The organism is Dyella silvae (assembly GCF_026421305.1).
GTDB classification, from domain to species: Bacteria; Pseudomonadota; Gammaproteobacteria; order Xanthomonadales; family Rhodanobacteraceae; genus Dyella; species Dyella silvae.
The window spans coordinates 131,899-148,568 of the sequence record NZ_JAPJBQ010000005.1; the positions used below are offsets into that span (position 1 = coordinate 131,899).

8 protein-coding genes are annotated in these 16,670 nt (G+C 63.3%); 2 read left to right on the forward strand and 6 right to left on the reverse strand.

What is annotated here, in order from left to right:
• Positions 1–17: 17 nt before the first annotated feature.
• The 5 genes from OQE56_RS13250 to OQE56_RS13270 all read right to left on the reverse strand — a co-directional run bounded on the left by OQE56_RS13250 (position 18) and on the right by OQE56_RS13270 (position 10,281).
• Positions 18–959: a DUF4344 domain-containing metallopeptidase gene (locus OQE56_RS13250; RefSeq protein ID WP_267224978.1), complete on the reverse strand. Its 942-nt coding sequence runs from the start codon at positions 957–959 to the stop codon at positions 18–20.
• A 234-nt stretch (positions 960–1,193) separates the two neighbouring features.
• Positions 1,194–4,979 carry a translocation/assembly module TamB domain-containing protein gene (locus OQE56_RS13255; RefSeq protein ID WP_267224979.1) on the reverse strand — a complete coding sequence of 1,262 codons (3,786 nt, stop codon included), beginning with the start codon at positions 4,977–4,979 and terminating at the stop codon, positions 1,194–1,196.
• Positions 4,980–4,989: 10 nt separating this feature from the next.
• The gene (locus OQE56_RS13260; RefSeq protein WP_267224980.1) at positions 4,990–6,750 is read right to left on the reverse strand and encodes an autotransporter assembly complex protein TamA; all 1,761 of its coding nucleotides are present in this window, start codon (positions 6,748–6,750) and stop codon (positions 4,990–4,992) included.
• A 116-nt stretch (positions 6,751–6,866) separates the two neighbouring features.
• Complete coding sequence (locus OQE56_RS13265; RefSeq protein WP_425601628.1) at positions 6,867–9,413, reverse strand: glycosyltransferase family 2 protein; 2,547 nt, start codon at positions 9,411–9,413, stop codon at positions 6,867–6,869.
• Positions 9,414–9,630: 217 nt separating this feature from the next.
• Positions 9,631–10,281 (reverse strand): helix-turn-helix transcriptional regulator, encoded by a 651-nt coding sequence (locus OQE56_RS13270; RefSeq protein WP_267224982.1) that lies wholly within the window; start codon positions 10,279–10,281, stop codon positions 9,631–9,633.
• A 121-nt stretch (positions 10,282–10,402) separates the two neighbouring features.
• Between OQE56_RS13270 and OQE56_RS13275 the strand changes: the two genes are divergently transcribed.
• Positions 10,403–11,455 (forward strand): class I SAM-dependent methyltransferase, encoded by a 1,053-nt coding sequence (locus tag OQE56_RS13275; RefSeq protein WP_267224983.1) that lies wholly within the window; start codon positions 10,403–10,405, stop codon positions 11,453–11,455.
• Between the two features lie 159 nt (positions 11,456–11,614).
• On the opposite strand, the gene OQE56_RS13280 is transcribed toward OQE56_RS13275, so the two are convergent.
• Positions 11,615–12,082, reverse strand: a complete 468-nt coding sequence (locus OQE56_RS13280; RefSeq protein WP_267224984.1) for a Dps family protein — start codon at positions 12,080–12,082, stop codon at positions 11,615–11,617.
• A 434-nt stretch (positions 12,083–12,516) separates the two neighbouring features.
• On the opposite strand from OQE56_RS13280, the gene hrpA reads away from it, so the two are divergent.
• Positions 12,517–16,626 carry an ATP-dependent RNA helicase HrpA gene (hrpA, locus tag OQE56_RS13285; protein WP_267224985.1) on the forward strand — a complete coding sequence of 1,370 codons (4,110 nt, stop codon included), beginning with the start codon at positions 12,517–12,519 and terminating at the stop codon, positions 16,624–16,626.
• Positions 16,627–16,670 lie beyond the last annotated feature (44 nt).

The following is a 16,670-nucleotide window of genomic DNA, read 5'->3' on the forward strand; positions in this document are numbered from 1 at the left end:
ACCGTCGGAGGTCCACGTCAGCGCACGTATAGATCGGCGTTCTTGTCCTGCGCCGCGCGCCCGTTGAGGTTCTGCTGCATCCATTCTTCGTGACTTAACTGAAACTCAGGAACCGAATGCGGATAAAGCAGATCGCCCCACGTCGACCTGACCCTGGTGGCGTACGTCGGGCATGTGTCCGCCCGTTCCTCGGGAAGGCCCATTTTTGTCACGACGCTGAGGAAGTCGGCTGGGGCACTGCCATACAGGATGCAGAGCAGGTTGAAATGGCGTTGTTTGCCTATTTCGTGTTCATCGGCAAACACAGCCAGATCGTATTTGCCGTCATCTTCTGCCAAAAAGGTGCCCGCGTAATTCAGGCTGTTCTCCACCGTGCCGCGGACTTCGTTATGGTCGATGTATTGCAGCAGCATCACCGCGGCGAACTCGTCGGCGGCGGTTTCCTCGCGACCGGTGATTGGCAGCTTCAATTGATCGATTAACGCGTGTCCGAGTTCATGCAGAAGAATGAAGCGGAGGGCGCCGATCAGGTATTCCTGGGGAAAATCCTTGCTCAGCTGTTCTTCCCGCGCCATCTTCTTACCCGTGGAGAGAATATCGTTGGCTAGCTCGTAGCAGAGCACAAGCTCTGCCTTGGGCGCGAAGTAGTACGCATTGGTATCGCCGCATTCCGCTGCGACAAAATGGATCGGCTGAGGTAGTAGAAACGTACCGTCGATGGCCTGGATTTCCGTCAGCTGATGAAACAGATCCAGGTTGCGCAACATGTCATACGCGGGCACGAGCTTGGGGTCGTGAGGGGGTACGTATTCGTATGTGAACGGCACTCCCTGCGGTTCGTCTTGATCTGCAGTGTGCTCAGCATGATGCTTAGCCCACCAGACGATTGCCGCAGTGCCAAGAAGAAGGCAAGCGCAGATAAAAGCTGCGAATTTGCGGCTTTGTCCTTTTTCGTTCATGAAAGTTTCCTTTGACGCCTTTTCTTTGCCATTGGGAGACGGCGCGATTCGTCGCCGGTACCGGCTGGCGCAAGGGATATCGAGCGGCCGGCGCATCAGGCGTGATCGCCCTGCGGTCACACTCGAACGGGCATGCTAAGAGCGAGCTTGGCGCCAAACCATGAGAAACGTCTGATTGCGTCGGAAGGCGCATGGCCGGATGGGGCCGGTTCTGGTGCGGGCGTTCCGTCGGCGCTATTTCTCGATGCGGTAGTTCAGCGCGGCGCGGCTGAAGTCCGTAGCGTTTTGCGCTTCGAAATTCCAGCGCGCATTGAAGTGATAGCGCAAGGTGATGACCTGGCCCGGATCGAACAGGCCCACGCCGTAACTGATGTACAGGCGTGGCGAGAGATATTTGCCCACGGTAAACGCCGAGCCGCCATTGAGCGCGTCGCTGTTGCTCACGCCGATATCATCGATGCCCAGGCGCGAGCCGATGTTCTTCGCCAGCAAGTTGCCGGCGGCGGAACCCAGTGCCTGCGCGGCCGCATTCACCTTGCTGGTATCGCCGCTCTTCACCTGGTTCAGAGGCTTGCCTGTGACCAGATAAGAGAGCGCATCGGACTGGTCCATCACTGGCTGCGAGAACACCGTGAGCACCGGCCGCTTGGCCGTGCCGGTGACATTGAGACCTACTTGCTGGCCATCGTCGACGGTGGCGTTGGGGTTGATCTTGCGGACAGCGCGAATATTGAGGCCGGGATTGTCGATGGGGGTGGTCGCAAACAACAGCTGACCGCGATCGATCTGCAGGTTCTGGCCGTAGGCTTTGTAAGTGCCGTCAACCAGAATCTGGCCCTGTCCGGTCGTGACGTGCCCCGGGCGTTCGCTGACCACCAGCTGGCCGCGCAGATGGCCATCCAGGCCCATGCCTGCCAGATGGGTCTTGTCGCCGAGATTGACCGTGACCGTGGCGGTGATCGGCGTGCGGCTGGCTTGTTCCTGCGCTTGCTTGTCGTCCACCACCACGATGTCAGGCGATGCCTTGGTGGCGCCGGCGCCTGGCAATTTGTCCAGGTTCACATCGGCACTGTCGACGGTGATGCTGCCGGTGAGGTCCAGCCCATCGACACTGTGGCGCAATGCCAGGTCGGGCGAAACAGCCACCTTGGCTGATGGAATGTCGACTGCAGTGACCTTGCTGCCCTTCACCGTCAGCACGTTCTGTGCATCGGTGCCCAGCGATGCACTGCCTTGCAGTGCAAGGCTGCCTTCACCCGAGCGCACGGCGCCGTCAATCTGGAAATGCTGTGCATCGGTCGTGCGCACGGTGACATGGCCCTGATTGAGCTTGAGGCCCATGGCGGGGATTTCCGCAGCGAAATCGCTAATGCCGGCCTGGCCGTTGATGGCGGGCTGCGAGACTGTGCCGCCGAGCTCGAAATCGCCGTTGATGGCGCCTTTGGGGCTCACCACCGAGGTAGTGAATATTTCAAGCAGCGCGAGGTTGCTCGTGTGCACAGCGACGCGTCCGTTGAGCGCTTGCTGTGCACCGCTGATGGTGGCCTGGCCATCCAGCCGCCCCTGGTTGGTTAGTCCAGCGTGCAGCTCGATGCGCTGATTGGCGGGGCTTAGCTGTGCGTTGAGCGTGAGATTGTTGTACGTGATCAGCGGCTCGTCGGGACGGTCGGCATAAGCGATGGCGCCTTTTGCCGAGGTGATCGACGCGGTGCCGTTCAATGCACCGGCCGTGTTGCGACGAACCTGACCATCACCTTCGAGCGTGCCTGCCACGCGCATCGGTACCTTGCTGCTGCTGACCGCGCTCAGCAGCAGCGCGATGGGCATGTTGCGCAGGCGATAGCTGGCATCGAGATTACCGGCCTTATCCTGTTTGGCTGCAGCGCACAGCAGCGGATCGCCGGCGGTGAGGCACAGTTCCGACAGGTTCATGGCGCCATCGTTGTACGACAGCGATGTGGGCTGCTGAAGCCGCCAACGCGGCAGTCCGGCAAGATCGACATTGAGCGCGGACAGCGAGCCATTCCATGCGGAACCCTTCAGGCTGCCGCTGATGGCAAGGTCGGTGGTGAGTGGCGAGCCGTGGGCGCTCAGCGTGAGATGGTGGCGTTCAGCCGTGCCATCACCACGCACATCGACCTGGCTGAAGTTGAGTCCGCCTGCGTTGACGCCACCGGCGCGCAGGTCGAGTTTGCCGCCGGGATGACTGATGTCGGGCACGTCCGCGAGCAGACGCAGGCTGTCGATATGTTGTCCCGCATAGCTCAGCGCTTGTCCTTGCAGGTTCGCATCGACGGCGAGCTTCGGGTGCTTGCCGCGAACCTGGATGTTGCCTTGCAGTCGGCCGGCGGCGTCAGGCAACCAGTCGCCAAGCGTGGCGATGGCGAGTTTGATGGTGACGTCGTTGCTGTTGCCGGGGCGAGCTTCGATCACCGCATCACTGCTACCGGACATCAGATGCAGCTTGCCCTCGACGACACCTTCCGGCGGCAGGTGCAGCTTGCCGTCGCCGCGCACGGTACGGTCGCGCAGGCGGCCGTCCAGTTTGCGGATCTCCAGCGTGACGTCGGGATGGTCTTGTGGCAGCGAGCCCTGCGTGGCGATATCGAAATCCAGCGAACCGTTCCACCTGGCCAGCAGATGGCCGGGGTCAAACTTCTTGGCAGTCGCTTCGAGTTGCCAGGCCAGGGCAGGCTGCAAGGTGATGGTGCCGTTAGTCTGCAGTTCGCCCTGCGGTTGCTTGACGGTGAGTTCGTTCAGATGGAGCAGCTTCTGCGTGCCGTCGAGATTGAGCTTGATGTCGGCCAGCTGATCCGGTGGGCCAATGGCCAGTGCGCTTTCGGCGTGGAACTGATCGGGGCTGCCGCTTGCGTGAAGATGGCCGTGACTAAGCAGCAGCTGCCCAACCATCTGCTCGGGCAGTTCGATCGCTTTCCAGTCGACGGCAAGGTCGGCAGTCAAAGGCTGCTTGCCGAGTTGCACCGCGCCGCGCGCGGCAACGTTGCCTTTGAACTGCGCGGAGCTCAGGCCAAGCTGCTCTAACGTCAGCGTGTTGAAATCGTCACTGAAGCGCGCGCTCAAGGGCTGCAGTTGCAGCTGATAGTCGTTGAGGCCGAGCTGGCCGGTGAGCGTGCCGCTGCGCCGATCGCCCTGGCCACTCACGGCGATAGCGAGGCCAGTCAGCGAGCTGTCGCCCAGCAGCGGTTTCGGGTTGAAGCGCGGTGCATCGAGGCGAGCGGTCCACGCGTAGTTGCCGCTCTGTGCAAGTTGCAGTTGCAGATGTGCGGCCATGGGCTGCGCGAGCTGCAGATCGAGATGGGCCTGCTTGCCGTCGCCGCGCGCCTGCAGTTCGCCCGCGTATTCGGTGCCGCTAACGGTCCATGAAAAGTCGACCTTGCCATCGCCGCGGTAGTTGCCACCGACGATGATGCTACCGGTGAGATCCGCATGGCCGTCCGGCGCGCGCAACGCCAGCTGACGCAGTTCGATGCCGCGGCCGGTCCATCGGCCGACCACATCGAGCGAATCGGAAGCGAACAGGGGCTGGCCTTCCTGCGCGATCTTCACCGTGCCCACATGGGCGCGATCGAGCACCATGTTGATCGGCGGCTGCCATGAAAAACTGCTTTTTGATTGGTCAGGTTCGCTCTTAGGTAGCTCTACTTCTACGCCATCCGCATTGAGGCCGAGCACGTGCAGCCGTTTGCGCAGCAGCGATCGCGCACGCAAATCCAGATGAGCCTTCGCCACTTTGACATCGAGACCGCTGCCGTCGGCGTAACGCAGGCCGGTGAGATCGAGTGGACCCACCAGACGGCCCTGCGCCGATTGCACCGTGAGTGCACCGTTGGTGAGTGCCTCGGCACGAGCCAGCGCGAAGCGCAAACCGGGCGCCGTGCCCAGTAGCCAGACGACGAAGGCCGCCAGCAACAGCACCAGTGTGGCCAGTGTCAGTAGCGTCCAGCGTAGCCAGCGGAAGCGCGGTCGGGGCGCGGAGGGGGAGGGTGTGGCGGCAGTCATCGTAGCGTTCTCACAAATCCGGTCCGATCACTACGTGGAGTTCCACGCCGTGGTCATCCGGGTTGTGTACCGGCGTGGCGACATCTACCCGGATCATACCCACCGGCGACAACCAGCGTACGCCCAGGCCGGCGCCGACCTTGGGCCGGTAATCGGTGCCGTCAAAGGCGTTGCCGGCGTCGACAAACGCGGCCATGCCCCATTGCTTCGTGAAGTAATGCTCCACCTCGGAGCTGCCGACAAGCAGATTCTTGCCGCCGATCACGCGGCCGTAGGCGTTCTTGGGGCCGATGCTCTGGTAACCGTAGCCGCGCACGGAACGATCGCCGCCGGCGAAGAATCGCAATTGCGGTGGCAGGGAGCTGAAGTCGTTGGTCCACGTGACGCCCGCCGAGCTGCGCAGAATCAGGCGATTGTTGCCCCAGAAGCTGTCGATCCACTTGCCGTCGGCGGTGACCTGGCTGAAGGCAGCGTTGGACAGTAACCCACCGACGGTACTGCGTGCGCTGAACGTGAGCGACCAGCCATTGCGAACGAACACGGGGTTGTCGCCGGATTTGCGCGACAACGATGCCTCTGGATAGAACAGATTGCTGCTGCCGTGTTCAATGCCCGGTGCATCGGCGGACTCACCGTTCTTCTGTCCCACCGTGAAGGTGCCATCGAGCGCATGGACACCCATGGTGCGTACCCAGCCGTGCCACTGGCGGGTTTCATTGGCGACCAATTCCAGTGTCTTTGATTTCGAGGTATCGGTATTGGAGTCGCGATACGTCGCGCCATAGTTGAAGCTGCGCTGGTTGGAACCGGGCAGGGGGACGGAGTAGAGCGTGGCGATCGTCTTCAGGTTCTGCGAGATCACCAGCTCGTTCTTCCACTTGTGACCGCGGCGATTCACCCAGCGCTGTTCGTTGCCAATGCGTACGCCAATGCCGGTGTCGGTGCCGTAGAAGGGGCCGCCGGTGTAGACGCTGCGTTTGGCGGGCGCAAGCTCCACCTTCACATCGACGACGCCGTTCTTCTTGTCGTCGATATCGGGCAGTACGTTCACCACCGAGAAGTAGTCGGCGCCGTTCAAAGCCTGTTGCAGTTGCAGCAGCTTTTCCTGCGAAAAATAGTCGCCCGGCTTGAAGGGCACGTAGCGTTGCAGGAAACCTTCGCGGAACTGCGAGCCGTCAAAGTGCACCTGGCCGAAGCGGTAGCGCGAGCCCACTTCCCAGGCGAGATGAATCACCGCGCTGCGTTCCCCGCGATTCACTTCCACACGGCGGGTGACCAGCCGCGCGTCGAGAAAGCCGTTTGCGGTGAGCGCGCCGCTCAGGGCGTCGCGTGCCGAGTCGTAGTCACCGTCATTGAGCGTCTGCCCCTTGAAGTTCTCGATGGCGCGCCTGGCCCGGCGGATGGCCGGAATCGCGGCCGCTTGCGCGTCGAGCTTGATATCCACGGCCGTCACTGTGACCGGCTGGCCGGGCGTCACGTGTAGCGTCACCCGCCAGTTGTTACCCACCGGTTCGAGCTGCCCCTGCACGTTGGCTTCGTAGTAGCCATAAGGCTGCAGTGAGCTCCTGGCCTGGTCGAGTGCCTGGCTATAGAGGCGGCGCATCTGCGCTTCGGTCACTTCGCGATTGGCGTAGGCAGCAACATCGACGCCTGAAGCCACCGCAGTCTTGAGCGGATCGTCAACGCCATCCACCACCAGCTGTACGCCCGCATGCGCAAGCATGGGGAGCAGCCACAGCAGCAGTAGTGTCAGGCGTCGAAGTCGGCGCATCCGATCCTGGTTCCGTCCTGGAAAAAGGGGCGCACGTGTGATGAAACACGTGCGCCCCAAGCTTAGCCGATCATGTGGCGGGCGCTGGTGAAGGGCGTCCCGCTGAAGGTCGGATATCAGCCCGCCTTGTCGCCGGCCTTGTGCGCAATCCACGCGCCGATAACGGCCGACACGTACGGAATGGACTGCGCTGCCAGGATGAACATCCACAGCGTGCCTTCGATGTACTGCGTGCCGAAGCGCATCCCCATGCCGATGATGCAGCCGAGCAGGGCGATGGCCATGAGGAACTCTTCGCGCACCGGAGCGAAGGCCGCAAAATTGCTGCCGCCAAGGCGGCGGCTCTTGGCCGTCACCACGAACGACGTCTTCTCACGCGTCAGGCCATGCAGGATGCCGCGCGCGATGGCGTGCGACAGGCCCATGCTGGCCAGTGACGCCATCAACGTGTCGTACCAGCCGCATGGGACGCGGGCGCGGTACAGCACGATGCCGAAAATGGCTTTGGCAAAGAAGAAGCCGATCACCGGAATCAGGAACAGCTGCATCGGCAAGCTGAACAAGGTCGGGAACGCCACCATGCCCGCGGTCCAGAAGAGCGCCATCATGGTGAAGATCAGGTGCAGCGCATCGGCAAACCAGCTGAACCAGCCGGTGAGGAAGTGGAAGCGCTGACCGCCGGAGAGCGGACCCCTCTTGGTCATCCAGTCCCAACGGCCCTTGAGGATCTGCATGGCGCCGAAGGCCCAGCGGTAGCGCTGGCTCTTGTACGCCTTGAAGTCGGCCGGGGTGAGGCCCACGCCCATCAGCTCATCGACGTACACCAGCTCGTAGCCGGCGTGCATCAGGCGCAGGCCGAGCTCGGCGTCTTCGCAGATGGTCCACTCGGACCAGCCGCCGGTGCCTTCCAGCGCCGAGCGGCGCACCATGGTCATGGTGCCGTGCTGGATGATGGCATTGCGCTCGTTGCGATGGTGCATGCCGATGCGGAAGAAGCCGTCGTACTCCCACGCGGTCATGCGGCGGAAGCGGTTGTGTTCGAAGTCGCGATGCGCCTGCGGGCACTGCACCACGGCCACCTTCGGGTCGTGGAAGTAGCCGGTAAGCGAGGCGAGCCAGTCTTCGCGCACCACGTAGTCGGCATCGATCACCGCCACCACGTCGGCGCTCGGGTCGGTTTCCTTCAGGCCGAAGTTGAGCGCACCGGCCTTGTAGCCCGGCCACGGCTCCAGATGGAAGAAGCGGAACTTGCTGCCGAGCTTTTCGCAGTATTCCTGCACCGGCTTCCAGATCGCCGGGTCCTTGGTGTTGTTGTCGATCACCAGGACTTCGTAGTTTTCATACTTGAGCGCGGCCAGCGAATCGAGCGTGACGATCACCATCTCCGGCGGCTCGTTGTAGCAGGCCAGGTGGATGGATACGAACGGCTGTTTCTCCACCGGGTCGGGCTGCAGCATGCCGGCATGGCGTACCCAGTTGCGGCGCCACAGCACTTCGGTGAACTCGAAGCCGTTGATGAGAAGGATGGCGAGAATGGCGATCTGGGCCGGGAACAGCAGCACCAGCATGGTCCAGTCGACCCAGCTCAGGTAAAAGTTGAACGGCAGTGTGGCCGACCACACGATCAGGCCGCAGGCGAGCTGGATCAGCGCGCAGAAGAAGAAGCGGCCCATCAGCTTGAAGCGGCTATAGCGGCTGGCGAACCAGATCATCGGGATCAGCGCCAGCAAGCTGGCAGCCAGCGCCTTCCACGGCCAGCCGGTGTCTTCCGTTACCGGGCCGGTGAACGGGAACTTCGGCTGACGGTCGGCATTGAACATGCCCCAGTACGCTTCGGTGCGGCCCGACAGCGCCTCTTTCCAGGGCTGGTCGAAGGCTTCCATGACGTAGTAATCGATGTTGCGCTTCTTGGCTTCGTTGAACCAGGTGCGCAGGAAGATCGCTTCGTTGGACACCGATGGGTCGGCGTACTTGAAGCGGTCACCGTTCGAGGGCCAGCCGATTTCGCCGATCACGATGGGCTTGCCGGGGAACATCTTCTGCAGCGATTCGTAACTGCCCAGCACATCCGCCACGGCCGGGAACGCATCCAGCCCTCTGCCAGGGCCGGTCACCGGAATGCCGTTCCAGTACGGGAACAGATGCACGGTGATGAAGTCGACGTGCTCGGCCAGTTCGGGATACTTCAGCCACATGCCAATGGGCTCGGCAATCGACACCGGCTGGTGGATCGCCGCGCGCACGCGGTCGGCATAGGCCATCAGCTGTTCGGGCGGCACGTCGTTGCGAAACAGCACCTCGTTGCCCACCAGTACGCGATTGATCGTGCCGCTGTAGCGGCGCGCCTGGGCGATGAGCGTGTCGAGTTCCTGCTCGTTTCTGTCGAGACGGCGATCGATCCATGCGCCAGCCATCACCTGCAGGCCTTCCTTCTCGGCCAGGCGGGATACCTGCGGATTTTCCAGCATCGAATAGGTGCGGATGCGCGGGCTGTACTGGTGAATCAGCTTGAGGTCGTCGGCGATTTCGTCCTCAGAGGGGAAATTCTGTTTCAGCGGGCTCTGGTAACGCTGGAACGCCGACAACGCAAAGCCGCCGATGGGACCTTTCCAGTCCTCGGGACCATGCGGCAGATTGCTCCACCACCAGAGGCCGATGTTCATGGCAGCCACGATCAAGGCAAGCAGAGTAGCGGTGAGCAGCGGATGCCGGCTGTCGTGGTGGGTTGATGCGATGCTCAAAACGATCCCCGTGGCTGCCTCACACGAGGCCGAAAAGCGTTAAGAGCTTAACGAGGGAGCGCATTTGGCTCAATGCAAGGCCGGGAGCATGGTCAGCACTAGGTCAGGCCTTACCCGTCTCGGGTGCCCCTGTCACCGCTCAGCGGCAGGGCCCTGCGATCCGGCACAGCTCCGCTACCAGAGCGGACTGACTGTGTTTCACCGTTTTCTCGAACACGTGCTTGAGGTGGTTGCGGGCCGTGCCTTCCCCCATCAGCAACAGGCGCGCGCAATCGCGCAGCTCGTGCCCCTCGGCCAGCAGACCTGCCAGCGCAGCTTCCCGTGGCGTCAGTCCGAAGGCCTCGGTGATGGCTTCGCGCGGCACCGGCGGCGAATGTTCAGGCGGTGTGATGAAGATGGCCGCCCGCGGTGGTGCGCTCGGCAAGGGCGACAGTCGCAGCAGCAGCGGCCGGCCCTGTGGCGAGCGCCTGGGCAAAGCCAGGTAGCGGGTGGGCAGTGCGGGGATACCGGCATGGGGGGCGGCCATCAGGGCCAGCGCGTGGCGCAGCCGGCGAGTATCACGGGCGCTGGCCGCGCCAAGCCCGGCGGGACCCAGCACCAGGCTGTCGTGCTCTGCCAGCAATTCTTGCGCCCGACGATTCGCATAGCACAGCTGCGCCGAGGCGTCGGCCAGCATCACGCCGATCAGCAGCTGATCCAGCAGTTCGGACAACAACGTGGCGTCGCAAGCGGCCGGCAAGGCAGTTGCGTGAGGTTCCCGCGCGGCCGGATGCCGGGGTGGCTCTCGCATGGCGGGCTCCAGCCATCGCTCTAGTGCTTTCGCGCTGTCCGGTTTGGGAGAGGCGTGAAGGCGCGCGGTGGCGTATGCAGGGTTATTTATCCTACTCCACCGTCACTGCGGAGCATGTGCCATGGCAATCGACGAACAGCGACTGCAGGCGTTTCTGGGCAAGGCCGTGGGCGACCTTGGGGCAGCCATCAGCGCGACGCTGATCGAAATCGGCGACGAGCTGGGCTTTTATCGGGCGTTGGCGGCGGAACGTCTGGACCCCGCCGGCCTTGCCAAGCGCACCGGCACCAACGAGCGCTACGTGCGTGAGTGGCTCGGCAATCAGGCGGCTGGCGGTTATGTCGAATACGACGAGGCCAGTGGCACCTACGGATTGAGCGAGGAGCAGGCGTTGTGCCTGGCCGATCCGAATGGCCCGGTGGATCTTCCGGGCGCCTACGGCATCGTCGAGGCGATCTTCCACGCCAAAGACCGCACCCTGGAACATTTCCGCAATGGCGAGGGGATGGAGTGGGGCGAACACCATCCCTGTCTGTTCCGCGGTACCGAACGATTCTTCCGTGCCGGCTACAACGCCAACCTGATTGGCGCATGGTTGCCCGCGTTGGATGGGGTGGTGGATAAGTTGCGGCACGGCGGCCGCGCGGCCGACGTCGGGTGCGGCCATGGTGCCAGCGCGATTCTCATGGCGCAGTCGTTCCCTGAGTCGGAGTTTGTGGGCTACGACTATCACGCGCCCTCGATCGACGTGGCGCGCGAGCGCGCCCGTGCGGCGGGCGTCAACAACGTGTCATTCGAGGTGGCCGATGCGGCTGGCTACCAGGGCAAGGATTTCGACCTGATCGCCTTCTTCGACTGCCTGCACGACATGGGCGACCCGGAGGGCGCCGCACGGCATGCGTGTGCGGCATTGAAGGAGGATGGCAGTTGCATGATTGTGGAGCCGTTTGCCGGCGACAGCGTGAAAGACAATCTCAATCCGGTTGGCCGGGTGTACTACGGCGCGTCATCGCAGATCTGCGTACCGGTGTCGCTGGCGCGTCATGGGCCAGCGTTGGGGGCGCAGGCAGGGGAGGCGAGATTGCGCGAGGTTGTGGTGAAGGGTGGCGGCTTCCGCCGATTCCGGCGGGCGGCGGAGACGCCGTTCAATATTGTGTTGGAGGCGAGGCCGTAGCGTTCAGGGGCCGCGTGCTCCTGCTCCCTCTCCCCTCCGGGGAGAGGGTTGGGGTGAGGGGCCAATCTAGCGATGCGGCTAGTATTTGGGCGGATTTTTGCGAACGCCCCTGCACACCGTGCGCCCAATTCCTATTTGAAACGCCACCCACTGCGCCACTCACTTAAGCAGCGAACGCAACATCCAGGCCGTCTTCTCATGCTCCTTCAGGCGGCCAGTCACCATATCGGCCGTACCTTCATCACCAGCGGCGTCCGCCACCTTGATGACCTGCCGCGCGGTGTGTGCCGCGATCTCATGGCCTTCGACCAGCTGGCCCACCATGTCCTTCCAGTCCGGCACGCCAGCTTCTTCCTTGATCGTGGTGAGCTTGCCGAACTGGCTATACGAGCCCGGCGCAAATACATCCAGCGTACGGATACGTTCGGCCACTTCGTCGGCTGCCAGCCACAGCGCGTTGTATTGCGTCTCGAACATCGCGTGCAGGCTGTTGAAGTGCGGGCCGGTGATATTCCAGTGGAAGCTGTGCGTCTTCAGATACAGCGAATACGTGTCCGCCAGCAGCTTGGAAAGATCCTGCCCGATCTGTTCCCGGTCCTTCTGGGTGATGCCGATGGAAATGGCCATAACGTGCTCCTGTGAATGTGGGCGGTGAACCATGGACCCAGCTTAGGGAGGCGGTACGCCGTAGTGAAATGAATGCTTCCGATGCCGGCGATAGGTGGAAGCTATCGCCGTAAGCCGCCCGCATGGGCTGTCGGGCAGCGCAGCCGCTATCATGTGCGGTCCCATGACCCAGCCCACTACTAGGAGCCTGTCCTCATAGTCCAACAACGCCGCGCCGGGAGCTGTTTGCCTGCGGGGCAAGGAAGAGGGAGGGAATGTATGTCGATACATGACCGAGCGATGACGCCGCCCCGTGGGCAAACAGACCCGGCCCTTCGGGTTGCCCTGCGGCGGCCGCCATGCGGCAGCCCGCGGCTTGCCCATGCCGCCAGCATGGGCTGCACCACGGTCCACCACCTGACAGCCGCCGCAGGGCAACGCGGCATTGTTGGACTATGAGGACAGGCTCTAAGGCCGCCCCCGCGCAGGACTCGCGGCTACGTCCGCTGCGCGAGGCGCTCGATCATGTCACCAGCCGCGATTACGGTCGCTTGCTGGGGCGTTGGCGCGAGCTCACGCGCCGCTTCGACGACAAGAAGCTGGCGGCGCTCACTGCCGATATCGATGCGTCCAGCGCGAAACGACGGGCTCGCGCGCAAGCCAAGCCCGCGATCACGTTGGATGAGTCGCTGCCCATCACCGCACGCGCCGATGAAATCGTCGAGCTGATCCGTAAGCATCAGGTCGTGGTGATCGCCGGCGAAACCGGTTCCGGCAAGACCACGCAGCTGCCCAAGCTGTGTCTGGCGGCTGGCCGTGGCGAGGCGGGCATGATCGGTTGTACGCAACCACGCCGGCTGGCCGCTCGCTCGGTGGCGCGGCGTGTGGCGGAGGAACTGGGTACGCAGCTCGGCGACCAGGTGGGTTTCCAGGTGCGCTTCAACGACCAGGTGTCCGAGCGCAGCCTGATCAAGTTCATGACCGACGGCATCCTGCTTGCCGAAACGCAGGGCGATCCGTGGCTGAGTGCGTACGACACGCTGATCATCGACGAGGCCCACGAGCGCAGCCTCAACATCGATTTCCTGCTGGGCTACCTCAAGCAGCTGGCGGTGAAGCGCCCGTCGCTCAAGATCATCGTCACCTCCGCCACCATCGATACGGCGCGTTTTGCCGAACACTTCGATGGTGCGCCGGTCGTGTCCGTGGAAGGCCGTACCTATCCCGTGGAAGTGCGCTGGCGCTCCGTCGATGAGGTGGCCGCGCGTCGCGGTCAACGTGCCGGCGATCTGCAGCAGGGCGGTGCCGATCATGTAGCGGCGGTGCTGGACGAGATTACCCATGACGATCCGCGCGGCGATGTGCTGATCTTCCTGCCGGGTGAACGCGAGATCCGCGACGCGCACTTGCTGCTGTCGCGTCGTCAGTATCGCGAAACGGAAGTGCTGCCGCTGTACGCACGCCTCTCCGCCGGCGATCAGGATCGCGTATTCAAACCGGGGCCGAAGCGCCGCGTGGTGCTGGCTACCAACGTGGCCGAAACCTCGCTCACCGTGCCGCGCATCCGCTACGTGATCGACACGGGACAGGCCCGCGTCAAACGCTACAGCCAGCGTAGTCAGCTGGAACGCCTGCATGTGGAGCCCATCTCGCGTGCCGCGGCCGATCAGCGCAAAGGCCGTTGCGGCCGTGTCGGACCCGGCACCTGCTATCGCCTGTACGACGAAGCGGATTACGAAAGCCGCGCCGCTTATACCGACCCCGAGTTGCTGCGCTCGTCGCTGGCCAATGTGATCCTGCGCATGCTGTCGCTGCAGCTGGGCGAGGTGGATCAGTTCCCGTTCCTTGAAGCGCCGGATCCGCGCGTGGTGGCGGATGGCTATCGCCGTCTGGCAGAAATTTCCGCCATTGACGATGCACGGCGACTCACGCCCATCGGCCGCACCGTGGCCAAGTTGCCAATCGATGTGCAGCTGGCGCGCATGCTGGTGGAGGCTGAGAAGCAGCACAGCTTGCGTGAGCTGCTGGCCATTGTGTCGTTCCTCAGTATCCAGGACCCGCGCGAACGTCCCGCCGACGCACGCCAGCAGGCCGATACCGCGCATGCGGCGTTTGCCGATCCGAAATCAGATTTCGTGGGCGTGCTCAATCTTTGGCGTGATTACGGCAAGGCGCATGAAGATCTGACGCAATCCAAGTTGCGCGATTGGTGCTCGCGTCATTTCCTTAGCTTTATGCGTATGCGTGAGTGGCGCGAATTGCATCGGCAGTTGTTGCTGGTGGTGCAGGAGCTCGGGTGGAAACTGGACGCTGCCGTGACTACTCCCTCTCCCCTCCGGGGAGAGGGCCGGGGTGAGGGGTCAACCTCGCGGCAAGCTACAAAGGCAGGCGCTGTTGCCGTTCAAAAGAAGAGCGACAAGAAGCCTTTCCGCGAGCACCCACCCCTCACCCCAACCCTCTCCTCGCTCCCCAAAGACGGGGCCATCCATGGCCCCTCTCCGCGTGCCCCGGAGGGGAGAGGGAGTAAAGACGATGAGGCCGCCAAGCAATACGAAGCCATCCACCGCAGCCTCCTCGCAGGCCTGCCCACGCAGGTAGGCCACAAAGACGAGAAGGGCATCTACCGCAGCACGCGCGAGCGTCGCTTCCAGGTGTTTCCGGGCTCGGCCTTGTCGAAGGTGCCGCCCAACTGGATCTTCGCCGCGCAGATTCTCGACGTCGGCGGACGCGTGTGGGGCATGATGTGCGCCCGCATCGAGCCGCTGTGGATCGAACAGCAGGCGGCCCATTTGTTGCGCTCGTCGTGCCGCGATGCGCATTGGTCGCGCAAGCGTGGTCATGTGGTGGCCTACGAACAGGTCAGTCTGTTCGGCCTGACGCTGGTCGAGCGCCGCCCGGTGACCTTCCAGCAACAGGACCCGGCGCTGGCGCACGAGATCTTCCTGCGCGAAGCGCTGGCACGCTGCGATATCGATGCGCGCGCCGACTTTGTGCGCGCCAACCAGCGCGTGCTGGAAGACGCCCGGGGCATCGAGGCCAAGCAACGCCGCGAAGGTCTGCTGCGTCACGAAGAGGAGCTGGTCGGATTCTTCGAAGGCAAGCTGCCGCAAGACATCGCCGACAGCCGCGCACTGGATGCGTGGTATCGCAAGGCGCGTCCCGCCGAGCAGGCGGCGCTGCGCTGGTCGCTGGCGGATGTGATGAGCGGCGGCGCCGGGCTCGATCCCAAGGCATTTCCGGCCTCACTGGAAGTGCCACCGCAGAAATACCGCCTCGAGTACCGTTTCGTGCCTGGCGATGATGCCGATGGCGTCACGTTGCATCTGCCACTGGCCATGTTGAATGCCTTGCCCGCGGCGCGTTGCGAGTGGCTGGTGCCGGGCTTGCTGCCGGAAAAAGTAGCGGAATTGATTCGCGGTCTGCCCAAGGCACTGCGGCGCAACTTCGTGCCTGCACCGGATTTTGCGCGCGCCTTTGTGGAAGCCGAAGCACCGCGTGACGAATCGCTGACCAAGGCGCTTGCCGCCTTTCTCAAGCGAGCGACCGGCGTCGACATCGCCGCGGCGGAGTTCGATGCGGTGGCGTTGCCTGCGCATTTCCGTATGCGTTACCGCCTGCACGACGAGAACGGCAAGACGCTGGCCACCGGCCGCGACCTTGCCGCCATACGCGCGCAATGGGAAGGGCAGGCGCGTGAGGCGTTCTCCCGCAAAACCGATATCGAGCTGACGCGTGAAGACATCGCCAGCTGGGATTTCGAAGAGATTCCCGCACAGGTGCGATCCGCGGGCGGGTTGATGGCTTATCCCGCGCTGGTGGACCTGGGCGATGCCGTTGCCTTGCGGGTGTTTGAGCGCAGCGACGAAGCGCGCGAAGCCCATGTGCAGGGCGTGGTGCGCCTGTTGCGCAAAGCGATAGCCACCGATATGAAGCAGGCGCGCCGCCGCCTGCCTGTCAGTAATCCGTTGGCGCTGAAGTACGCGCCGCTCGGCGGTGTCGATGGCCTGCGCGAGGATCTGGTGGAGGGCGGTTTCAGCGATCTGCTGGAGCGTCACGCGCTGGACGTACGCACCGCCGGCGCTTTCGAAGCCTTGCACACGCAGGCATCGCGCGAATTGTTCGGCGCGGCAGTGGAACGCCTGAAACTGGCCGAGCCGATCATCGAAGCGCAGGCCGATCTCAAGCCCTGGCTGGATCCGCCGCTGATGGGTTTTGCGCGTGCCAGCTACGACGATTTGCGCGAACAACTCGACGCGATGTTCACGCCGGCTTTCCTGCGCGAACTGCCTACCTCACGCCTGCAGCACTATCCGCGCTATCTGAAAGCCATGCGGCTACGCGCGGAGCGGTTGCGACAGGACCCGGCCAAGGATCAGCAGCGTCTGCTGCAGGTGCTGCCGTTCTGGCGCGAATACCTCAAGCATCGCGCCGCAGGTACTGAAGGGCTGGACGAACTGCGCTGGCTGATCGAGGAATGGCGCGTGTCGCTGTTCGCGCAGGAGTTGAAGACGGCCGAGCCGGTGTCGGCGAAGCGTCTCACGCGCGCACTTGAAAATCTTACCTGAGCGGCTGTCCAACCCCTCGCGTTGCTCCAACGCATACAAGCGCG